This window comes from Nitrosomonas sp. Nm166, from assembly GCF_900112825.1.
GTDB lineage: Bacteria > Pseudomonadota > Gammaproteobacteria > Burkholderiales > Nitrosomonadaceae > Nitrosomonas.
This window is the reverse complement of the sequence record NZ_FONE01000017.1, coordinates 1-14,921: the sequence shown is the minus strand read 5'-3', so window position 1 is coordinate 14,921 and position 14,921 is coordinate 1. Positions and strand designations below refer to the sequence as shown.

The 14,921-nt window shown below is 45.3% G+C and carries 16 protein-coding genes; 5 read left to right on the top strand and 11 right to left on the bottom strand.

Annotation, left to right across the window (positions count from 1 at the left end; translation table 11 throughout):
• Positions 1 to 4: 4 nt before the first annotated feature.
• Entirely contained in the window at positions 5 to 1,390 is a 1,386-nt protein-coding gene (locus tag BM021_RS06520; protein ID WP_090720093.1) for a DEAD/DEAH box helicase, read from the bottom strand.
• A gap of 335 nt (positions 1,391 to 1,725) precedes the next feature.
• Complete coding sequence (tyrS, locus tag BM021_RS06515) at positions 1,726 to 2,928, bottom strand: tyrosine--tRNA ligase (protein ID WP_090720090.1); 1,203 nt, start codon at positions 2,926 to 2,928, stop codon at positions 1,726 to 1,728.
• Between the two features lie 151 nt (positions 2,929 to 3,079).
• Between tyrS and BM021_RS06510 the strand changes: the two genes are divergently transcribed.
• Together BM021_RS06510 and BM021_RS06505 are read left to right on the top strand one after the other, a co-directional pair.
• A complete protein-coding gene (locus BM021_RS06510) occupies positions 3,080 to 4,411 on the top strand; it encodes a peptidoglycan DD-metalloendopeptidase family protein (RefSeq protein ID WP_090720088.1) in 1,332 nt (443 codons plus the stop codon).
• A 98-nt stretch (positions 4,412 to 4,509) separates the two neighbouring features.
• Positions 4,510 to 5,610, top strand: a complete 1,101-nt coding sequence (locus BM021_RS06505; protein WP_090720086.1) for an anhydro-N-acetylmuramic acid kinase — start codon at positions 4,510 to 4,512, stop codon at positions 5,608 to 5,610.
• 26 nt (positions 5,611 to 5,636) lie between these two features.
• On the opposite strand, the gene erpA is transcribed toward BM021_RS06505, so the two are convergent.
• The 6 genes from erpA to rplM all read right to left on the bottom strand — a co-directional run bounded on the left by erpA (position 5,637) and on the right by rplM (position 9,436).
• Positions 5,637 to 5,981, bottom strand: a complete 345-nt coding sequence (erpA, locus tag BM021_RS06500) for an iron-sulfur cluster insertion protein ErpA (protein ID WP_090720084.1) — start codon at positions 5,979 to 5,981, stop codon at positions 5,637 to 5,639.
• A 21-nt stretch (positions 5,982 to 6,002) separates the two neighbouring features.
• The gene (locus tag BM021_RS06495; protein ID WP_090720082.1) at positions 6,003 to 6,494 is read right to left on the bottom strand and encodes a bactofilin family protein; all 492 of its coding nucleotides are present in this window, start codon (positions 6,492 to 6,494) and stop codon (positions 6,003 to 6,005) included.
• Positions 6,495 to 6,506: 12 nt separating this feature from the next.
• On the bottom strand, positions 6,507 to 7,142 hold the full coding sequence (locus BM021_RS06490) for a DUF6776 family protein (protein ID WP_256207813.1): 636 nt from the start codon (positions 7,140 to 7,142) through the stop codon (positions 6,507 to 6,509).
• A 338-nt stretch (positions 7,143 to 7,480) separates the two neighbouring features.
• Complete coding sequence (argC, locus tag BM021_RS06485; RefSeq protein ID WP_090720136.1) at positions 7,481 to 8,509, bottom strand: N-acetyl-gamma-glutamyl-phosphate reductase; 1,029 nt, start codon at positions 8,507 to 8,509, stop codon at positions 7,481 to 7,483.
• Positions 8,510 to 8,605: 96 nt separating this feature from the next.
• Positions 8,606 to 8,998 carry a 30S ribosomal protein S9 gene (rpsI, locus tag BM021_RS06480; RefSeq protein ID WP_090720077.1) on the bottom strand — a complete coding sequence of 131 codons (393 nt, stop codon included), beginning with the start codon at positions 8,996 to 8,998 and terminating at the stop codon, positions 8,606 to 8,608.
• A 3-nt stretch (positions 8,999 to 9,001) separates the two neighbouring features.
• On the bottom strand, positions 9,002 to 9,436 hold the full coding sequence (gene rplM / locus BM021_RS06475; protein ID WP_090720074.1) for a 50S ribosomal protein L13: 435 nt from the start codon (positions 9,434 to 9,436) through the stop codon (positions 9,002 to 9,004).
• Positions 9,437 to 9,676: 240 nt separating this feature from the next.
• Here rplM and BM021_RS06470 point away from each other — a divergent pair, with 240 nt between their 5' ends.
• Genes BM021_RS06470 through BM021_RS06460 form a run of 3 tightly spaced genes read left to right on the top strand, consistent with a single transcriptional unit; the run spans position 9,677 to position 12,155 of the window.
• Positions 9,677 to 11,383 (top strand): glutamine--tRNA ligase/YqeY domain fusion protein, encoded by a 1,707-nt coding sequence (locus tag BM021_RS06470; protein WP_090720072.1) that lies wholly within the window; start codon positions 9,677 to 9,679, stop codon positions 11,381 to 11,383.
• On the top strand, positions 11,376 to 11,753 hold the full coding sequence (locus BM021_RS06465) for a type VII toxin-antitoxin system MntA family adenylyltransferase antitoxin (RefSeq protein WP_090720070.1): 378 nt from the start codon (positions 11,376 to 11,378) through the stop codon (positions 11,751 to 11,753). Before BM021_RS06470 ends, BM021_RS06465 begins: the two co-directional genes overlap by 8 nt.
• Before the next feature lie 3 nt (positions 11,754 to 11,756).
• Entirely contained in the window at positions 11,757 to 12,155 is a 399-nt protein-coding gene (locus BM021_RS06460) for a type VII toxin-antitoxin system HepT family RNase toxin (RefSeq protein ID WP_218147824.1), read from the top strand.
• 90 nt (positions 12,156 to 12,245) lie between these two features.
• On the opposite strand, the gene BM021_RS06455 is transcribed toward BM021_RS06460, so the two are convergent.
• From BM021_RS06455 to BM021_RS06445, 3 genes are all read right to left on the bottom strand, one after another.
• The gene (locus BM021_RS06455; RefSeq protein ID WP_090720068.1) at positions 12,246 to 12,716 is read right to left on the bottom strand and encodes a hypothetical protein; all 471 of its coding nucleotides are present in this window, start codon (positions 12,714 to 12,716) and stop codon (positions 12,246 to 12,248) included.
• Between the two features lie 117 nt (positions 12,717 to 12,833).
• Positions 12,834 to 13,898 (bottom strand): metal-dependent hydrolase, encoded by a 1,065-nt coding sequence (locus BM021_RS06450; RefSeq protein ID WP_090720066.1) that lies wholly within the window; start codon positions 13,896 to 13,898, stop codon positions 12,834 to 12,836.
• A gap of 2 nt (positions 13,899 to 13,900) precedes the next feature.
• The gene (locus BM021_RS06445; protein ID WP_090720065.1) at positions 13,901 to 14,611 is read right to left on the bottom strand and encodes a TetR family transcriptional regulator; all 711 of its coding nucleotides are present in this window, start codon (positions 14,609 to 14,611) and stop codon (positions 13,901 to 13,903) included.
• Positions 14,612 to 14,921: the final 310 nt, after the last annotated feature.

Here is a 14,921-nt window from a genome sequence, read left to right as displayed (position 1 = left end):
GTTTTTAGAAGTATTTAGGTTGCTTCGCCCTTGCAAGGTGTTGGCCACTATTGGGTTTATTGCCATTATTTCGGAAAGAATTGTTACGGCTTTCGTGACCGAATGAACGACCGCCATAGCTATTTCCGTTGTCCTGCGAATTACTGATCGAATTGAAATTTTGGTGACCCCTGTGTGCTAACGGCGAATGCTTACGTTTCTGAGCGATACCCGGTGCGCTTTTAATACCGTTGTTCTGGAAACGTGGTTTAATGCGGGGTTCAAGGCCAGGAATGGTATGCGACGTAATGCGCTGCCCTGTATAGCGCTCAATTTTCGTTAAATGAACACTATCCCGGATGGATGCAAAGGAAACTGCGATTCCGCTTGCGCCAGCTCGACCGGTACGGCCAATACGGTGAACATAGTCTTCTGCAAATTTGGGTAAGTCAAAATTGATGACATGCGTAATATCGGCAATGTCGATGCCTCTGGCAGCCACATCGGTTGCCACCAGAACACGTAAACCACCCGTGCGAAGTTTGGTAAGTGTACGGTTACGTTCACGCTGATTCATGTCGCCATGCAATGCGGCGGCTGCATAACCTTGCGCATAAAGATTATCAGCCAATGAGTCTGCATCTCGCTTAGTGGCTGTAAAAACAATGGCCTGCTTGAGGGTTTCGTCACGCAATACATGATGTAATAAGCGATTCTTATGCGACATATCATCAACATAATGGAGCCGCTGCTCAATATTCTCAAATCTTGCTTTGTGTGAGGCAACTTGAATTCGCTTCGGAGATTTTAAAAGTTTTGCTGCAACCTTATTGATCGCATCATCCAGAGTGGCAGAGAATAACAGGGTTTGCCGGGTAGCGGGAGTGGCAGATGCAATGCTTTCAACATCATCAATAAAGCCCATATCCAGCATTCGATCTGCTTCATCCAATACCAGCATTTCTAAACGTCTGAAATCAATCCGGCCACGTTGAATATGATCAATAAGCCGACCGGGCGTAGCAACCAAAATATCCACAGGTTGTGATAAAAGTTTATTTTGTAGTGGATAAGGCATGCCGCCCAGTATGCTGATAACTTTGGCACGGGAAAGATATTTACCATATTTCTTAGCGGCATCGGATACTTGCAGTGCCAGTTCGCGTGTAGGGGTTAACACCAAAACGCGGGGTCCACGGCTGTAGATTTTTGCCGGTGTTGCCAGAAGATGAAGAGCTGGCAACATGAAAGCAGCTGTTTTTCCCGTTCCGGTTTGTGCAGATGCCATGACATCGTGACCGGCTAATAATTCAGGAATCGCTTGTTTCTGAATGGGAGTAGGAAGGGTATACCCTGCGTCATGAATGGCTTTGATAATAGAAGGATGTAAGTTTAGATCTTCAAAAGACACGTTGTTTTCCTAAAGAATAAAAATTGGACGCACAAGCAGGCAAATATTGTCTTGTCCAAAAATGCATAGCCCTGCCAGCGCATTAAATAAAGCATCGCCGCTAACCAGGGTTGCTATACATCATTTTCCGGAAATTTGAAAAATTGAAGAGAGGTCAGAACGATGAAACCAGATAAAGATCAATCAGACAATCAAAAGAATAGCCTGAATCAACCAAGCGCGGCAGTATACTGGATTCTATAACGATTTGCAATTATTTATGGCTATTTAATAATAGGCTGGATTCTTGACTACAACGGAAATAATCGATAAGAAATTACAACAATGCAAAAGGGTTACTGGATAATAACTTTGGCGTACTTACGCTTGCCTACTTGTATGATCACGGATTTGCCTCGTGCTATTTGCGCCGATTTATCCTCCACTTTTTCGCCATCCAGTTTGACAGCGCCTTGACTGATCATACGCAAAGCTTCACTGGTGCTGGCAGTTAATTCTGATAATTTTAATAATTGCACCAGCGGGATTTCATTATCTTGTGTTTGGATTATTTTTTGTGGGATTTCATCTGGTAACGCACCATGCTTAAAGCGTGCTTCAAAATCGGCAAGGGCTTGCTCAGCGTCTTGCGGGCTGTGGAAACGCGCGACAATTTCCTGCGCGAACATGACCTTGATGTCCCGTGGATTGCGACCTGCTTCTACTTCTTTGCGCCATGTCTGAATGGTATCAAGCGATTCAAAAGATAGCAGCTCCAAATAACGCCACATGAGCTGATCAGATATCGACATCAGTTTGCCGAAGATTTCTTGCGGACTTTCAGTGATGCCCACATAATTGTTCAAGGACTTGGACATTTTGTTGACACCATCCAATCCTTCCAGCAAAGGCATTGTAAGTATGCATTGCTGTGATTGTCCAAAATGCTTCTGTAGTTCTCGTCCCATCAGAAGATTGAATTTCTGATCGGTGCCGCCTAATTCAAGATCAGCTTTCAGGGCAACAGAATCATAGCCCTGGATCAAAGGGTAGAGGAATTCATGAATGGCGATTGCCTGATTGTTGCGATAGCGTTTATTAAAATCGTCTCGTTCCAGCATACGCGCAACCGTGTGCGTTGCAGCAAGTTTTATGAGATCCGCTGCGTTTAGCTTGTCCATCCAGGATGAGTTAAACACGACTTCCGTGCCTTCAGGTTTGAGTATTTTAAAAACTTGCGTGGTATAAGATTTTGCATTCTCCGCAACTTGCTCGCGAGACAATGGCGGGCGTGTAGTATTTTTACCGCTTGGATCGCCGATCATACCTGTGAAATCCCCAATCAGGAACAGAATGTGATGTCCCATATCTTGTAACTGGCGCAGTTTGTTCAATAGGACGGTATGACCCAGGTGCAAATCGGGTGCAGTTGGATCAAATCCTGCTTTGATGCGCAGTGGACATCCTGAAATAAGCTTACTTTCTAACTCTGCTTCAATTAATAGTTCGTGGCTACCACGTTTTATAATTTCGAGTTGAGATTTGATAGTTTTATTCACAATAACGATAAGCTAAAGATTCTTATTAATATTTCTCTTTCAATAAGCCATTTATTACAATTTCAATTGTACCTTGGTACATGTTTTGATGGTTTTCATGTTAGACTCATCCCTCTTTGCAATGATAAAAATGACTGGAGGTACTTCATAGATGCTATATACACTGCTTAGCAGAAAACAAAGGATTCTAGCTCAAAAATCATCAAAACTAACAAAAAAAACGATTCGCTGGCTGGTCACCTTATCCAGCATACCCCTGTTTGGCATAGTTACTGCATTTGGTATTGCGCCAAATACGACATCTTTTGAAGAGATTCAGGTAGAAGAAGTGGTTCTTGATTTATCGATTCCGGATGTGCTTCCTGAAACTCAAACTAATCAAACTTTCTGGCACCAGGAAAATATTCGTCGTGGCGACACGATTGCGGCAATTTTAAATCGACTGGATATCAGTAACCAGGACTCGATCGATTTTTTACAGGCAGCCCGTGGCAGCCGAGCCATGCGCCAGCTAAAACCCGGTCAAACCATTTATGCACAGACGACAGCTGACGGCGAACTATTGTCACTGCGTTATTTTTTTGGAAACGAAGAACTGTTCTTGATGGAAAAAACCGATGATGAATTCAAAATGACTGAGCAATCAATTGAGCTGGATACTCAAATTCATATGAAATCGGGTGTAATCAATAGCTCTCTATTTGCCGCAACCGATAGTGCTGGCATACCCAACAATATTGCCATGCAGCTAACAGAAATATTTGCATCAGAAATTGATTTTTATCGAGATTTACGTCAGGGAGATCGCTTTACCGTCGTGTATGAAACTTTTTCAAATAATGGTAAGCGTGCTAAAACCGGACGTGTGTTAGCAGTCGAATTCGTCAATAAAGGAAAATCCCATCAAGCTGTCTACTTCAAGGCCTCTAACGGCGCAGATGGTTATTACACACCGGATGGGGAAAGTTTACGCAAAACATTCTTACTTTCACCGCTTACTTTCTCGCGTATCAGCTCCGGTTTTACTAATGCCCGCTTTCATCCCATACTCAAAGAATGGCGTGCGCATCGAGGTATAGATTATGCAGCGCCTACCGGTACACCTGTCAAAGCCACAGCCAATGGAATCGTTGCGTTCTCTGGCTCACAAAAAGGTTATGGTAATTTAGTTGTTCTTAAACATAATGGCAAATATGAGACAGCCTATGGCCATTTGTCACGTTTTGCGAGCGGAATAAGCAAAGGTAAGCGGGTTAATCAGGGCGAAGTGATTGGGTATGTGGGTTCAACGGGTATGGCGACCGGCCCGCATTTACATTATGAATTACGCGTTGATGGCTTGCAGCGCGATCCAACAAAAGTTGCTCTGCCGACTGCGCCTCCCATTGCCAAAAAGGACTTGAATACTTTCCAGAAAGAAACTCAATCCTTGGTGGCGCGTTTAAACATCATGCGTAATATTCATTATGCTGCGCTAGAATAGCATCGTATTGCGGTAAAATGGAGCGTTATCGAAGCTATCCATCCTAAAGATTTTATTTAGGGTTCAGGAATAATGCTTTTTGAAAGGCTGATGCGTCATTGAAATCTGTCTACTATATCGGCATCATGTCGGGTACAAGCTTGGATGGTGTCGATGCTGTTCTGGTTGATTTCAGTGCGTCCGCTCCGGTTCTGATCCAGACTTTCTTTTGTCCCTATAATGATCAATTACGCACACAATTATTGGCCTTACATCGGTCAGACTACAATGAACTGCATCGCGCTGCAGTGCTCAGTAATCAATTATCCGTTCTTTATGCTGAAGCTACCGCAGAATTGCTAAGAAACTCCGGTATCGGGTTTCAACAAGTTGTTGCCATTGGTTGCCATGGTCAAACAATCAGGCACTGTCCCGAGTTGGAAAAAAGCTATACGATTCAGCTTGTGAATGCAGCGCTATTGGCAGAGCTCACCCAGATCACAGTCGTGACAGATTTCAGAAGCCGCGATATAGCCGCAGGCGGTCAGGGCGCGCCACTGGTTCCAGCCTTTCATCATGCTCTTTTTAAAGATTCACTTTGTCATCGGGTCATTGTAAATATTGGTGGCATTGCCAATATCACCAGTCTTGATCCTCATAACGAAATCATCGGTTTTGATTGTGGTCCGGGAAATATTTTGATGGATGCCTGGTGTTTGCGTCATACAGGAAAAAATTATGATAAGGATGGACAATGGGCAATGGCGGGTCAAATTATTCCTGCGCTACTGGAAGAATTATTAGGGGACTGTTTTTTCTCGGTTCAGCCACCTAAAAGCACTGGCAGAGACTTGTTTAATGTTGAGTGGCTGGAGCAAAAATTAGTGGGAAGTGAAGCGCCGGAAGATGTGCAAGCAACATTGCTACAACTGACCGCAGTGACAATTATCAGATCGATACGCGAATATTGTCCAACTGCCACAGAAATCTATATGTGTGGCGGGGGAGCTCATAATACCTTGCTGATGGATCGTCTGTTAAATCTGATGCCAGAAAGAAAAGTAGCCCTGACGGATCAGCTGGGCGTCGTGGCAGACTGGGTGGAAGCTTTCGCATTTGCCTGGCTGGCGCAACGAACGATATCGCGTAAGACAGGCAATTTAACTGCTGTCACCGGTGCGAGAGGAGATAGAATTCTGGGCGCAATTTATCCAGCCTGAATTGCTATTGCATCCCAATGCAGAAACTATATCGAAAATGATGACCCGCAGCCGCAAGTACTGGTAGCGCCAGGGTTTTTGATCACGAACTGAGCACCTTGCAGATTTTCCTGATAATCAATTTCAGCACCGATCAAATACTGGAAACTCATCGGATCAACCAGAAGCTTGACGCCATTCTTCTCCATGACGGTATCATCTTCGTTGACCAGTTCGTCAAAAGTAAATCCATACTGAAAGCCTGAACATCCGCCACCACTGACAAAAACTCTCAAATTGAGATTTTCGTTGCCTTCTTCCTCAATCAATTGCTTAACTTTAGCAGCAGCGTTATCAGTAAATAAGAGTGGAATGTTATTTTCAATGCTCATATCAAATCTCTGTAGTGATGTTTAATTATTATTGGACTCCAAACTGCCAGGATAGTTGTAGCTGTCACTTTCTGTAGTGATATGCTCATCTGGCGTAGATGGAATAAATGTTACTATTTTCTCAGACTGGTGTTTATTTTCAGATTCTAATTGATTCTGGTGGACCATTTTTCCTTCGGCGGAAGCGCCCAGCTGGATTTCTAAAGAGCCGTAATGAATATCACCGTACACTTTAGCCTTTGCTTGCAGTTCCAAGTATTCTTGTGCGTAAATAGGACCTGTCACTGTGCCATTGATAATGATGTGAGTGACTTTTATTTGACCAGCTATGCTACCTTCATCACTAAGCACTAAAGTGCTGTACTCGTCGTCGGCAGCGATAACATTGCCAATGATATGCCCATCGACCCGGAGACCACCGCGAAAATTAATATCCCCGATGATACTCGTGTTGATGCCGATCAACGTATCGAAATGATTGGGAAATTGTTTTTTCTTCTTTCTGCCAAACATGTTTTTTCTCCTTCACAGCGATGGTTGCGTGGTTTGGGTTAATATGGCCTTGCTGTTATTGTGCTCGTAAATCTGTACCTGTAGGCTTTCTACGTGGGTATGGGGGGGTACCTTGAAACTTTCTTCCAGTCTATGAAGAAATTTAAAATTAATTGGAAAATCCTGCTTAGCCTCCTTGCTGGTGAGGGGTATGGTTTTACTCTGATCATCTTGCAGCAGTTTGACTTGGAACCGCAAGTTCCCTTTGAAATCACTGGGTCTTTCCCCACCTTGAATCAAAGTTAGCGCATAGCGATATTGACCGGGGATTTCTGTTTCCTTTAAACTGAACTGATGAATTGAAATCCCGCTTTTTGTATTTCCTGCCATGAGGTGCTGAAAAAATATCAGCTTTTCTTTTAAACGATCATTTTCATTGGTAAGCAGTTTTATTTGTTTGGCAAGGTTTTCATTGGCTATATCGCTGATTTGTAATTGATGAGTCAAATCACCCATCTGAGTGCATAATTTCTGCTTCTTTGTTTGCCTACAGGTTCCTGGGTCATATATATACGCTAATTTTTCGGATCCAGGGTCATATACATATGCTAATTTTTCATCAGTCAAATCATGTTGGGTATTTGCTGATCGCTTACCAGCTTCGTACATACCCCAAGCCAGCAAAACCAGGACGAAGCAGGAAATGATGAAAACTGACAAACGATATTGCCATGATAAACGAGGACGTATTATCACGCGCGAAGACAGAATTTTAGGTTTTTTCTGAGAAAGCTTGTTCAACTGAAGTGCTCTATCGCTTAATAACCAGAACTCATCTAGCTAGGTATTGATTTCTAAGTAGTCAGACACGAGTTATTCGAAAACAACAGAACAAATCATATCAATGTTGTTAATATGGGTAAATATTTCGCTTTCACAGGGGATCAGAAACACTAGAAGATGATTTAATGCAGTGTTTGATTCCGATTCCTATGAGATGTAAAAACTCATGGTAGTAGTGGAACTTGGTCAATACCCAAAGTCTCAGGTAGGTCGAACATGATATTCATATTTTGTATGGCTTGTCCCGCAGCGCCTTTTACGAGGTTATCAGTCACAGACAGTATGACCACAGTATCGCTGTTTTGCGGTTGATGCACGGCAATACGGCAAATGTTGGAGCCCCGTACAGAGCGGGTTTCTGGATGTTTGCCCGTCGGCAGTACATCGACAAAAGCTTCATTTTGATAACGTTTTTCATAGAGTGCCTGCAAGTCAATCTGTTTGGTCAGTCTGGCGTACAGCGTTGCATGGATACCACGTATCATCGGCACCAGATGCGGAACAAATGTCAAACCGATTGGCCGCTTGGCCACGCTGGCAAGGCCTTGTTTAATTTCAGGAAGATGTCGATGTCCCGGAACGCCATAGGCCTTGAAATTATCCGAAGCTTCAGCGTAAAGCGTATGCACCTCAGCTTTGCGCCCTGCACCAGAAACGCCCGATTTAGCATCAGCAATGAGGTGATCCATATCGACGACGTCGGCTTCGATCAGCGGCAAAAAGCCGAGTTGTACTGCCGTTGGGTAGCAGCCAGGGTTGGCTATCAGGTGAGCATCCTTGACGTGTTCACGGTTAATTTCCGGCAGTCCATACACTGCTTCAGCGACCAGATCAGGGCAGGCGTGCTGCATGCCGTACCATTTTTCCCATTCTTGGACATCTTTAATACGAAAATCTGCTGCCAGGTCAATTACCTTAACGCCTGCTTTAAGCAAGGATTCTGCTTGCTGCATGGCAATGCCATTCGGTGTAGCGAAGAAAACAAGGTCGCATTTATTGAGTTTAGCATCGGCTGGATCGCTGAATTTGAGATCGATATATCCTCTCAAATTGGTAAATAATTCAGCGATATTCATCCCTGCCTCGCTACGCGAGGTAATCGCTTTGATTTTTACTTTAGGGTGTTGTGCCAGTAATCGTAGTAACTCCACGCCTGTGTATCCAGTTCCACCCACAATGCCGACATTAATCATTGCCATTCCTATCTTTTCCAGAAAATTTAATTTGCCAACACACCCAATAAAAAAGCCGCCCTCGAGAGGCGGCTTTTTGCATGTTCTAATAAAAAATCATCGCTTGGAGAATTGCTTGCGTCGCCGCGCCTTACGCAAACCAACTTTTTTTCTCTCCACTTCGCGCGCATCTCGAGTAACTAAACCCGCTTTGCTTAATGCAGGCTTCAAGGTTGCATCATAATCAATCAATGCACGGGTAATGCCATGCCGGACTGCCCCAGCCTGACCCGATTCACCACCACCATGAATGTTTACTATGATATCAAATGTATTGGCATTATTTGTCAATTCCAGCGGCTGTTTGACAATCATACGACCGGTCTTGCGGGAAAAAAATTCATCAATTGGCTTATCGTTAATGATAATCGCACCATTACCCGGTTTGATAAAAACACGTGCAACAGCACTTTTACGCCGACCGGTTCCATAATTATATTGAGTGGCCATAGATTAAGCTCTTACTTCAAGTGGTTTGGGTTGTTGTGCGGCATGTGGATGGGTATCACCCGCATATACTTTAAGTTTTTTTAGCATGGCATACCCCAACGGGCCTTTAGGCAACATACCTTTAACGGCTTTTTCAAGCGGACGTCCGGGAAAACGCGCATGCATTTTCTTGAGGGTCGTTGCGTAGATGCCGCCTGGATAACCGGTATGGCGATAGTAGATTTTATCTTCCAGTTTGTTGCCGGTTACGCGCATCTTGTCGACATTGACAACGACGATGTAGTCGCCGGTATCAACATGCGGTGTATAAATGGGTTTGTGTTTACCACGTAAACGATATGCAATCTGCGAAGCAAGGCGACCCAATACTTTATCGGTCGCATCAATGACAAACCAGTCATGATTTACTTCGTGTGGTTTGGCTGAAAATGTTTTCACGAAAACCTGTCCTGCGTATTCAAAAAGAGCCGGGAATTCTAAGTCAGACATCGGTAAAAGTCAAATTTAGAACAAGTTTTTTATGTTTGGTCGAGGTACTGGGCTGTAAGCAAGGGTGATTGGGCAATTTATTGAAGAGATGATGGATTTTAGGTCAATCGTCGTTATAATCTAATTGCACGTAGAGGAAGAGTACCCTTTTCTATCTTAACGAATCCATCATTTGCCGAGAGACAAGCTTTGAAAGAGAAATCTGAAACCAATCTATCCCTTGAATCAACGCCTACCAATTTCATTCGCCATATCATTGATGAAGACAATCGCAACGGTAAATGGAACGGCCGTGTAGAAACGCGCTTTCCGCCCGAGCCGAATGGCTACTTGCACATCGGTCATGCCAAGAGTATCTGCCTGAATTTTGGCATTGCGCTGAATTATGGCGGGGTATGTCATTTGCGCTTTGATGACACCAATCCAGAGAAAGAAGCGCAGGAATACGTCGACTCGATTTGTGCCAGTGTTTCCTGGTTAGGTTTTGATTGGGGCGACCATCTGTATTATGCTTCTGATTATTTTGATCAATTGTATGAGTTTGCCGAGTATCTGATTAAACAAGGTAAGGCCTATATTGAAAGTCTTTCCGCCGATGAAATCCGCGAATTTCGCGGTACGCTCACCAGTCCCGGCAAAAACAGTCCTTATCGGGATCGCCCCATCGAAGAAAACCTGGATTTGTTCCGGCGCATGAAAGCCGGAGAATTTCCAGATGGTCAATATGTGCTGCGGGCCAAGATCGACATGGCTTCGCCCAATATCAACATGCGTGACCCAGTCATTTATCGCATTCGTCATGTACATCACCAGCGTACCGGAGATAAATGGTGCATTTATCCGATGTATGACTACACGCATTGTATTTCCGACGCACTGGAAAGAATTACGCATTCTCTGTGCACCTTGGAATTTGAAGATCACCGGCCGCTGTACGACTGGGTACTGGATCAACTGGTGGATAAAGTACCATGCCATCCGCAGCAAATCGAGTTTGCCCGCCTCAATCTGACCTATACCATAATGAGCAAGCGTAAACTGATTGAACTGGTGGAAAATAAGCTGGTGGACGGCTGGGATGATCCCAGACTGAGCACACTTGCAGGTGTGCGCCGCCGCGGTTTTACGCCGCGTTCCCTTCGCCTGTTTGCCGATCGTATCGGCATCAGCAAGGCGGATTCTTGGATCGACATGAGCATATTGGAAGACTGCCTGCGCGAAGATCTGAATGAATCTGCACCACGCCGCGTTGCCATCTTGAAACCACTGAAACTGATCATCGACAATTATCCGGAGAATCAGCAAGAAGATTGTTTTGCTCCAAATCACCCGCAAAAACCAGAATGGGGCAAGCGCACGATTCCGTTTTCCAAAACGCTGTATATCGAACGCGACGATTTCATGGAAGTGCCAGCCAAAGGCTATTTCCGCCTGTCTCCAGGCGCTGAAGTGCGGTTGCGCTACGCCTTCATCGTCAAATGCGTGCAAGTCGATAAAAACGCGCAGGGCGAAATCGAAGCAGTTCATTGCACTTATGATCCTGATACCAAAAGCGGAACACCGGGGGCAGAGAGCCGCAAAGTCAAAGGTAATATTCACTGGCTATCCGCCCAACATGCGCAAGCGGCGGAAGTGCGCCTGTACGACCGCTTGTTTATCGATCCTTACCCCGACAGTGGAGACAAGAATTACAAAGCATTATTAAATCCGGATTCCAAACAGATCATTACCGCTTATGCGGAGCCAGCATTGTGCGACGCGCAGCCCGAACAAAGATTTCAGTTTGAACGCAATGGCTATTTTGTCGCCGACCGTGTCGATATGAAACCCAGCAAGCCGGTATTCAACCGTGCTGTGACCTTGCGCGATTCCTGGGGAAAGGTTGCGGGTGCTTAGCCGATTAACCGCATTACTATCGCAATACCCACAGATTAAGCTGGCGCTATTGTTTGGCTCAATGGCAACCGGTAACGCGCGCCCGGATAGCGACATCGATCTGGGTATTTTGGCGCAAACACCGCTCAGCGCGGACTTCAAACTGCAACTGATGCAGACTATCGGCGCCGAATTCGGCCGCCCGGTCGATATTGTCGATCTGTACCGCGTGCCAGAACCCATTACCGGTCTGGCATTCAAGGGAGTCCGGCTGATTGGCGACAATACCACCTATGCCAATTTGTTAACCCGGCACTTGCTGAACGTCGCCGACTTTCTTCCACTGCACCAGCGCATACTGACCGAGAGACGTAATCGATGGATCAAGTGATTCTTGTCGAAAAAATGGAATCGTTGCGGCGCTGCTCAGCGCATCGAGGATAAAATGCCGGGCAATATCAATCTCTTGACTCAGGATCAGGATCTGCAGGATATCCTGGTTATCAACCTCACCCGGGCTGTACAACTTTGTGTCGATATCGGCAGCCACATCATCAGTGCTGCCAATAAACCATCCCCACAAACCATGGGAGAAGTTTTCACAATATTGCACGAACTGGGCGCCATTTCGCTGGATACTCGCGAACAGTTAAAAAAGGCGATTGGCTTTAAAAACATTGCAGTGCACAACTATGAAGCCATCAACTGGGAAATTGTGTACGCAATTTGCCATAATTCTTTACAGGATTTCCTCCGGTTTGCGCAAGAAATTAGCCGGTATATATTTTTGTGACAATCTGCAAGATATATGTAGCATAGAGCATAGGGTGCTTTTATTCATTGCAATAAAAATTGCATCTTACATACTTGAACAAAATAAAACTTACTTGGCACGATGTTTACAAACCTGAAGAATAAGATCAAGTTCATTTATCCGCTTCCGGCGAATTTGATCAAGTATTTGATCCAATTCTGCTTGTTCGATACGATCAGCCATTTCCCGGAGAGCGTTTGACTGCATTGTTGCTGGTGAAGGTCGTGAACTGGGATTGTCTCGATAGTACTGTTCCATCCATTGGCGGTTTTCGTGAATCATTCGATCAAGTTGAATACGCAGTTTCTGGTCCCGCTCTGGTTGTGTACGAAGAGTTTCCTGCTCTCGATTGGCAAAGTAGAGTTGATCCTTCCAGAAGGAATCTTTTTGTAGAAATTCGCGAATGTCATTTTGAATTCCAATCAAAGCGCCATCGATTCTGACGACAACTTTGCCAGGAGAGCTAATCCAGAAATATCCGACAATAATGAGTAAAACTACTATCCCAGCAAACCAGCGATGCCGAATGAGCCAAAACATGGTGTTCAGTATGTTTAGTTAAATTTAAAAAGATTATTGATTGAACAGCGCTGCTTATTTCCACTTATAATTTTACTATTATAAATTTTTCTTTTGTTCCCGCGTGAAATAACTCATTCAATCAATATAAAACAATCCCCGCTGCCTGAACATCTGCCAGTCAGAATGACCATTCTGCCGGCACACGCCGTAACGGAAAGAAGGTGGCAATTCCGGGAATTTGAAGCGCAGGTCGTAGAACCAGGCGCATAGATCTTTTTCTGAAATATCCATACGTTCCAATACCGGGAACTGGGCAAAGGTGCGGAACGATGCAAAGGTGGGAGCAAGCCAGGCTTCACGGGCAAGCTGTGTGTTCGCTGGGCTATTACCGAATTGTTGCTGAACTTGCCAGTTATTTTCTGCGATAGGGCGATAGGCGGCAGCCATTCTCGCTAGCCGCCAGGTATCAGTATCGGTTTGCTGTTCAACCCCGGATTGCCGCAGGTTGACGTGCGCGAGGTGGTAGGTTTCATGCTGGCGGATGATGATTTTCCAGTGAAACGGCGACAGTGGTTGCGGCAGTACGCTGATTTGCGCTTGTGGCATGACTTCTGCATCGGCGTGATGAGTGGCGATTTTGACAGCTTGCTGGTGCAAAGTGGATAAAAAGATCACATAACCACATAGTACCGCCAATGCCACGATCGCCGGAATTCTGTATTGTGGATAGCACCAGGAAGCAATCAGGCCGGCGATGATGATCAGGCTGAACCAGGGATCGATAACAAATACAAATGACAAATAAAAACGTTCAGTGGAAAAGGGCGTAAATAGCATCAATCCATATGAAGTAATCAAATCCCCAGCAATATGAATGGTAATGCCCAGACATGCGGGCAAGTAAAATAATTGCCAGGCATAGCGGCCTCGGGTAAGCCATGAAAACAGCCGGGCCAATAGCCATGCCCATAACGGCAACAAAACCAGAGAATGTGTCGGACCTTGGTGCCAGTTCAGATAGGTCAGCGTATCAATCAGGCGCAGGGCAAAATCCACGTCAGGAAACGCTGCAGCGATAAAACCTGCGGCAATTTGCAGTCGTAATGGCAGATCGGTTTTTCCGGCACGCGATTGCGATGACGACGGAGCTGCAGCCCGCGCCAGCAAAGCGCCGCTCAATGCGTGTGTGAGCGGGTCCATGCTTAGTAAGGGTTTATGTGCGTTTCCGATGCGGTGGGCGCAGCCAGTGGAGAAGGTTTAACGGAGGGCGGGATCTCACGAATGGGTCTAGGCTCTGCGCGGGATCCTGTTGCGGCTTCTTTGCGCGAGGTTCCATAAATCATATGATCCAGCGATTCAGCTAATCGCAGGTTGCGATCCAGAAAGTCACGCGTGCGCTGTGAATTTTCTGATTCATCCTGCATCCAGTGCGCAAAGGTAGCCAGATAAATGGTGGTCAGAGCGGTTTCCTCCAGCGCGCGGCGTACAAATGTGGCATCGCGTTGCGCGGCTTCACGTATCCACTGTACGGTGCGACTGATGCGCATGATGGCCGGAATCTGGATATGTATATGGCCGGGTTCCAGTTTGGCGCCGATCATCTGCCGCGCTACTTTGCGATGCGCAGCCAATGCTTCAAGCCAGGTCATGATGAGATGATGTAAACGCTGCCGCGGAGACAATGACAAAAAGTTTACCGTTTCTGTCGCTTTCAGCATTCTGCTGTCAGCCCGATCGAACCAGGCGTCGATCAGATCTTCTTTTTCGCGGAAATAAAGACGGATATCATCCAGAGAAATGTTTAATTCAGCAGCGATATCAAACAGGCGAACCGCTTCCCATGACGAACGTTCAGCAATGGCAATAGCTGTATCTACAATCGCCGCGCGCATCTCAAGCTTGGTTTTTATCATCCTGATCCTCCCACATAGCGTTTAATAGGTGTGGTGTCATGCAAGCCGTTTTTACTATAACATACAGGGACTAACTAGAAAAATGGAAAACTGCTCTTTCTTACATGCCTTTTCTGCTCACTTAAAGTCTCCTAAAACAGCATTTGCTCTAATAATGGTATACTTTTTATACCATGTTTTCTTTTGAATTTGATGAACAGAAAAGCCAAACCAACGTGAAGATGGAGCGTGCCTTTATAAAAAAGTGTGCGACGTATTTCGCGAAGGGGTCGCGGTGAGATACGGTCTGATCGAGTCGATGCTTTGAGCT

Excerpts from the sequence above, each read along its gene's own strand:
- BM021_RS06510 (WP_090720088.1), top strand. The coding sequence starts at position 3,080 with ATGCTATATACACTGCTTAGCAGAAAACAAAGGATTCTAGCTCAAAAA.
- erpA (WP_090720084.1), bottom strand. The coding sequence starts at position 5,981 with ATGAGCATTGAAAATAACATTCCACTCTTATTTACTGATAACGCTGCT.
- BM021_RS06495 (WP_090720082.1), bottom strand. The coding sequence starts at position 6,494 with ATGTTTGGCAGAAAGAAGAAAAAACAATTTCCCAATCATTTCGATACG.
- BM021_RS06490 (WP_256207813.1), bottom strand. The coding sequence starts at position 7,142 with ATGTACGAAGCTGGTAAGCGATCAGCAAATACCCAACATGATTTGACT.
- argC (WP_090720136.1), bottom strand. The coding sequence starts at position 8,509 with ATGATTAATGTCGGCATTGTGGGTGGAACTGGATACACAGGCGTGGAG.
- rpsI (WP_090720077.1), bottom strand. The coding sequence starts at position 8,998 with ATGGCCACTCAATATAATTATGGAACCGGTCGGCGTAAAAGTGCTGTT.
- BM021_RS06455 (WP_090720068.1), bottom strand. The coding sequence starts at position 12,716 with ATGTTTTGGCTCATTCGGCATCGCTGGTTTGCTGGGATAGTAGTTTTA.
- BM021_RS06450 (WP_090720066.1), bottom strand. The coding sequence starts at position 13,898 with ATGGACCCGCTCACACACGCATTGAGCGGCGCTTTGCTGGCGCGGGCT.
- BM021_RS06445 (WP_090720065.1), bottom strand. The coding sequence starts at position 14,611 with ATGATAAAAACCAAGCTTGAGATGCGCGCGGCGATTGTAGATACAGCT.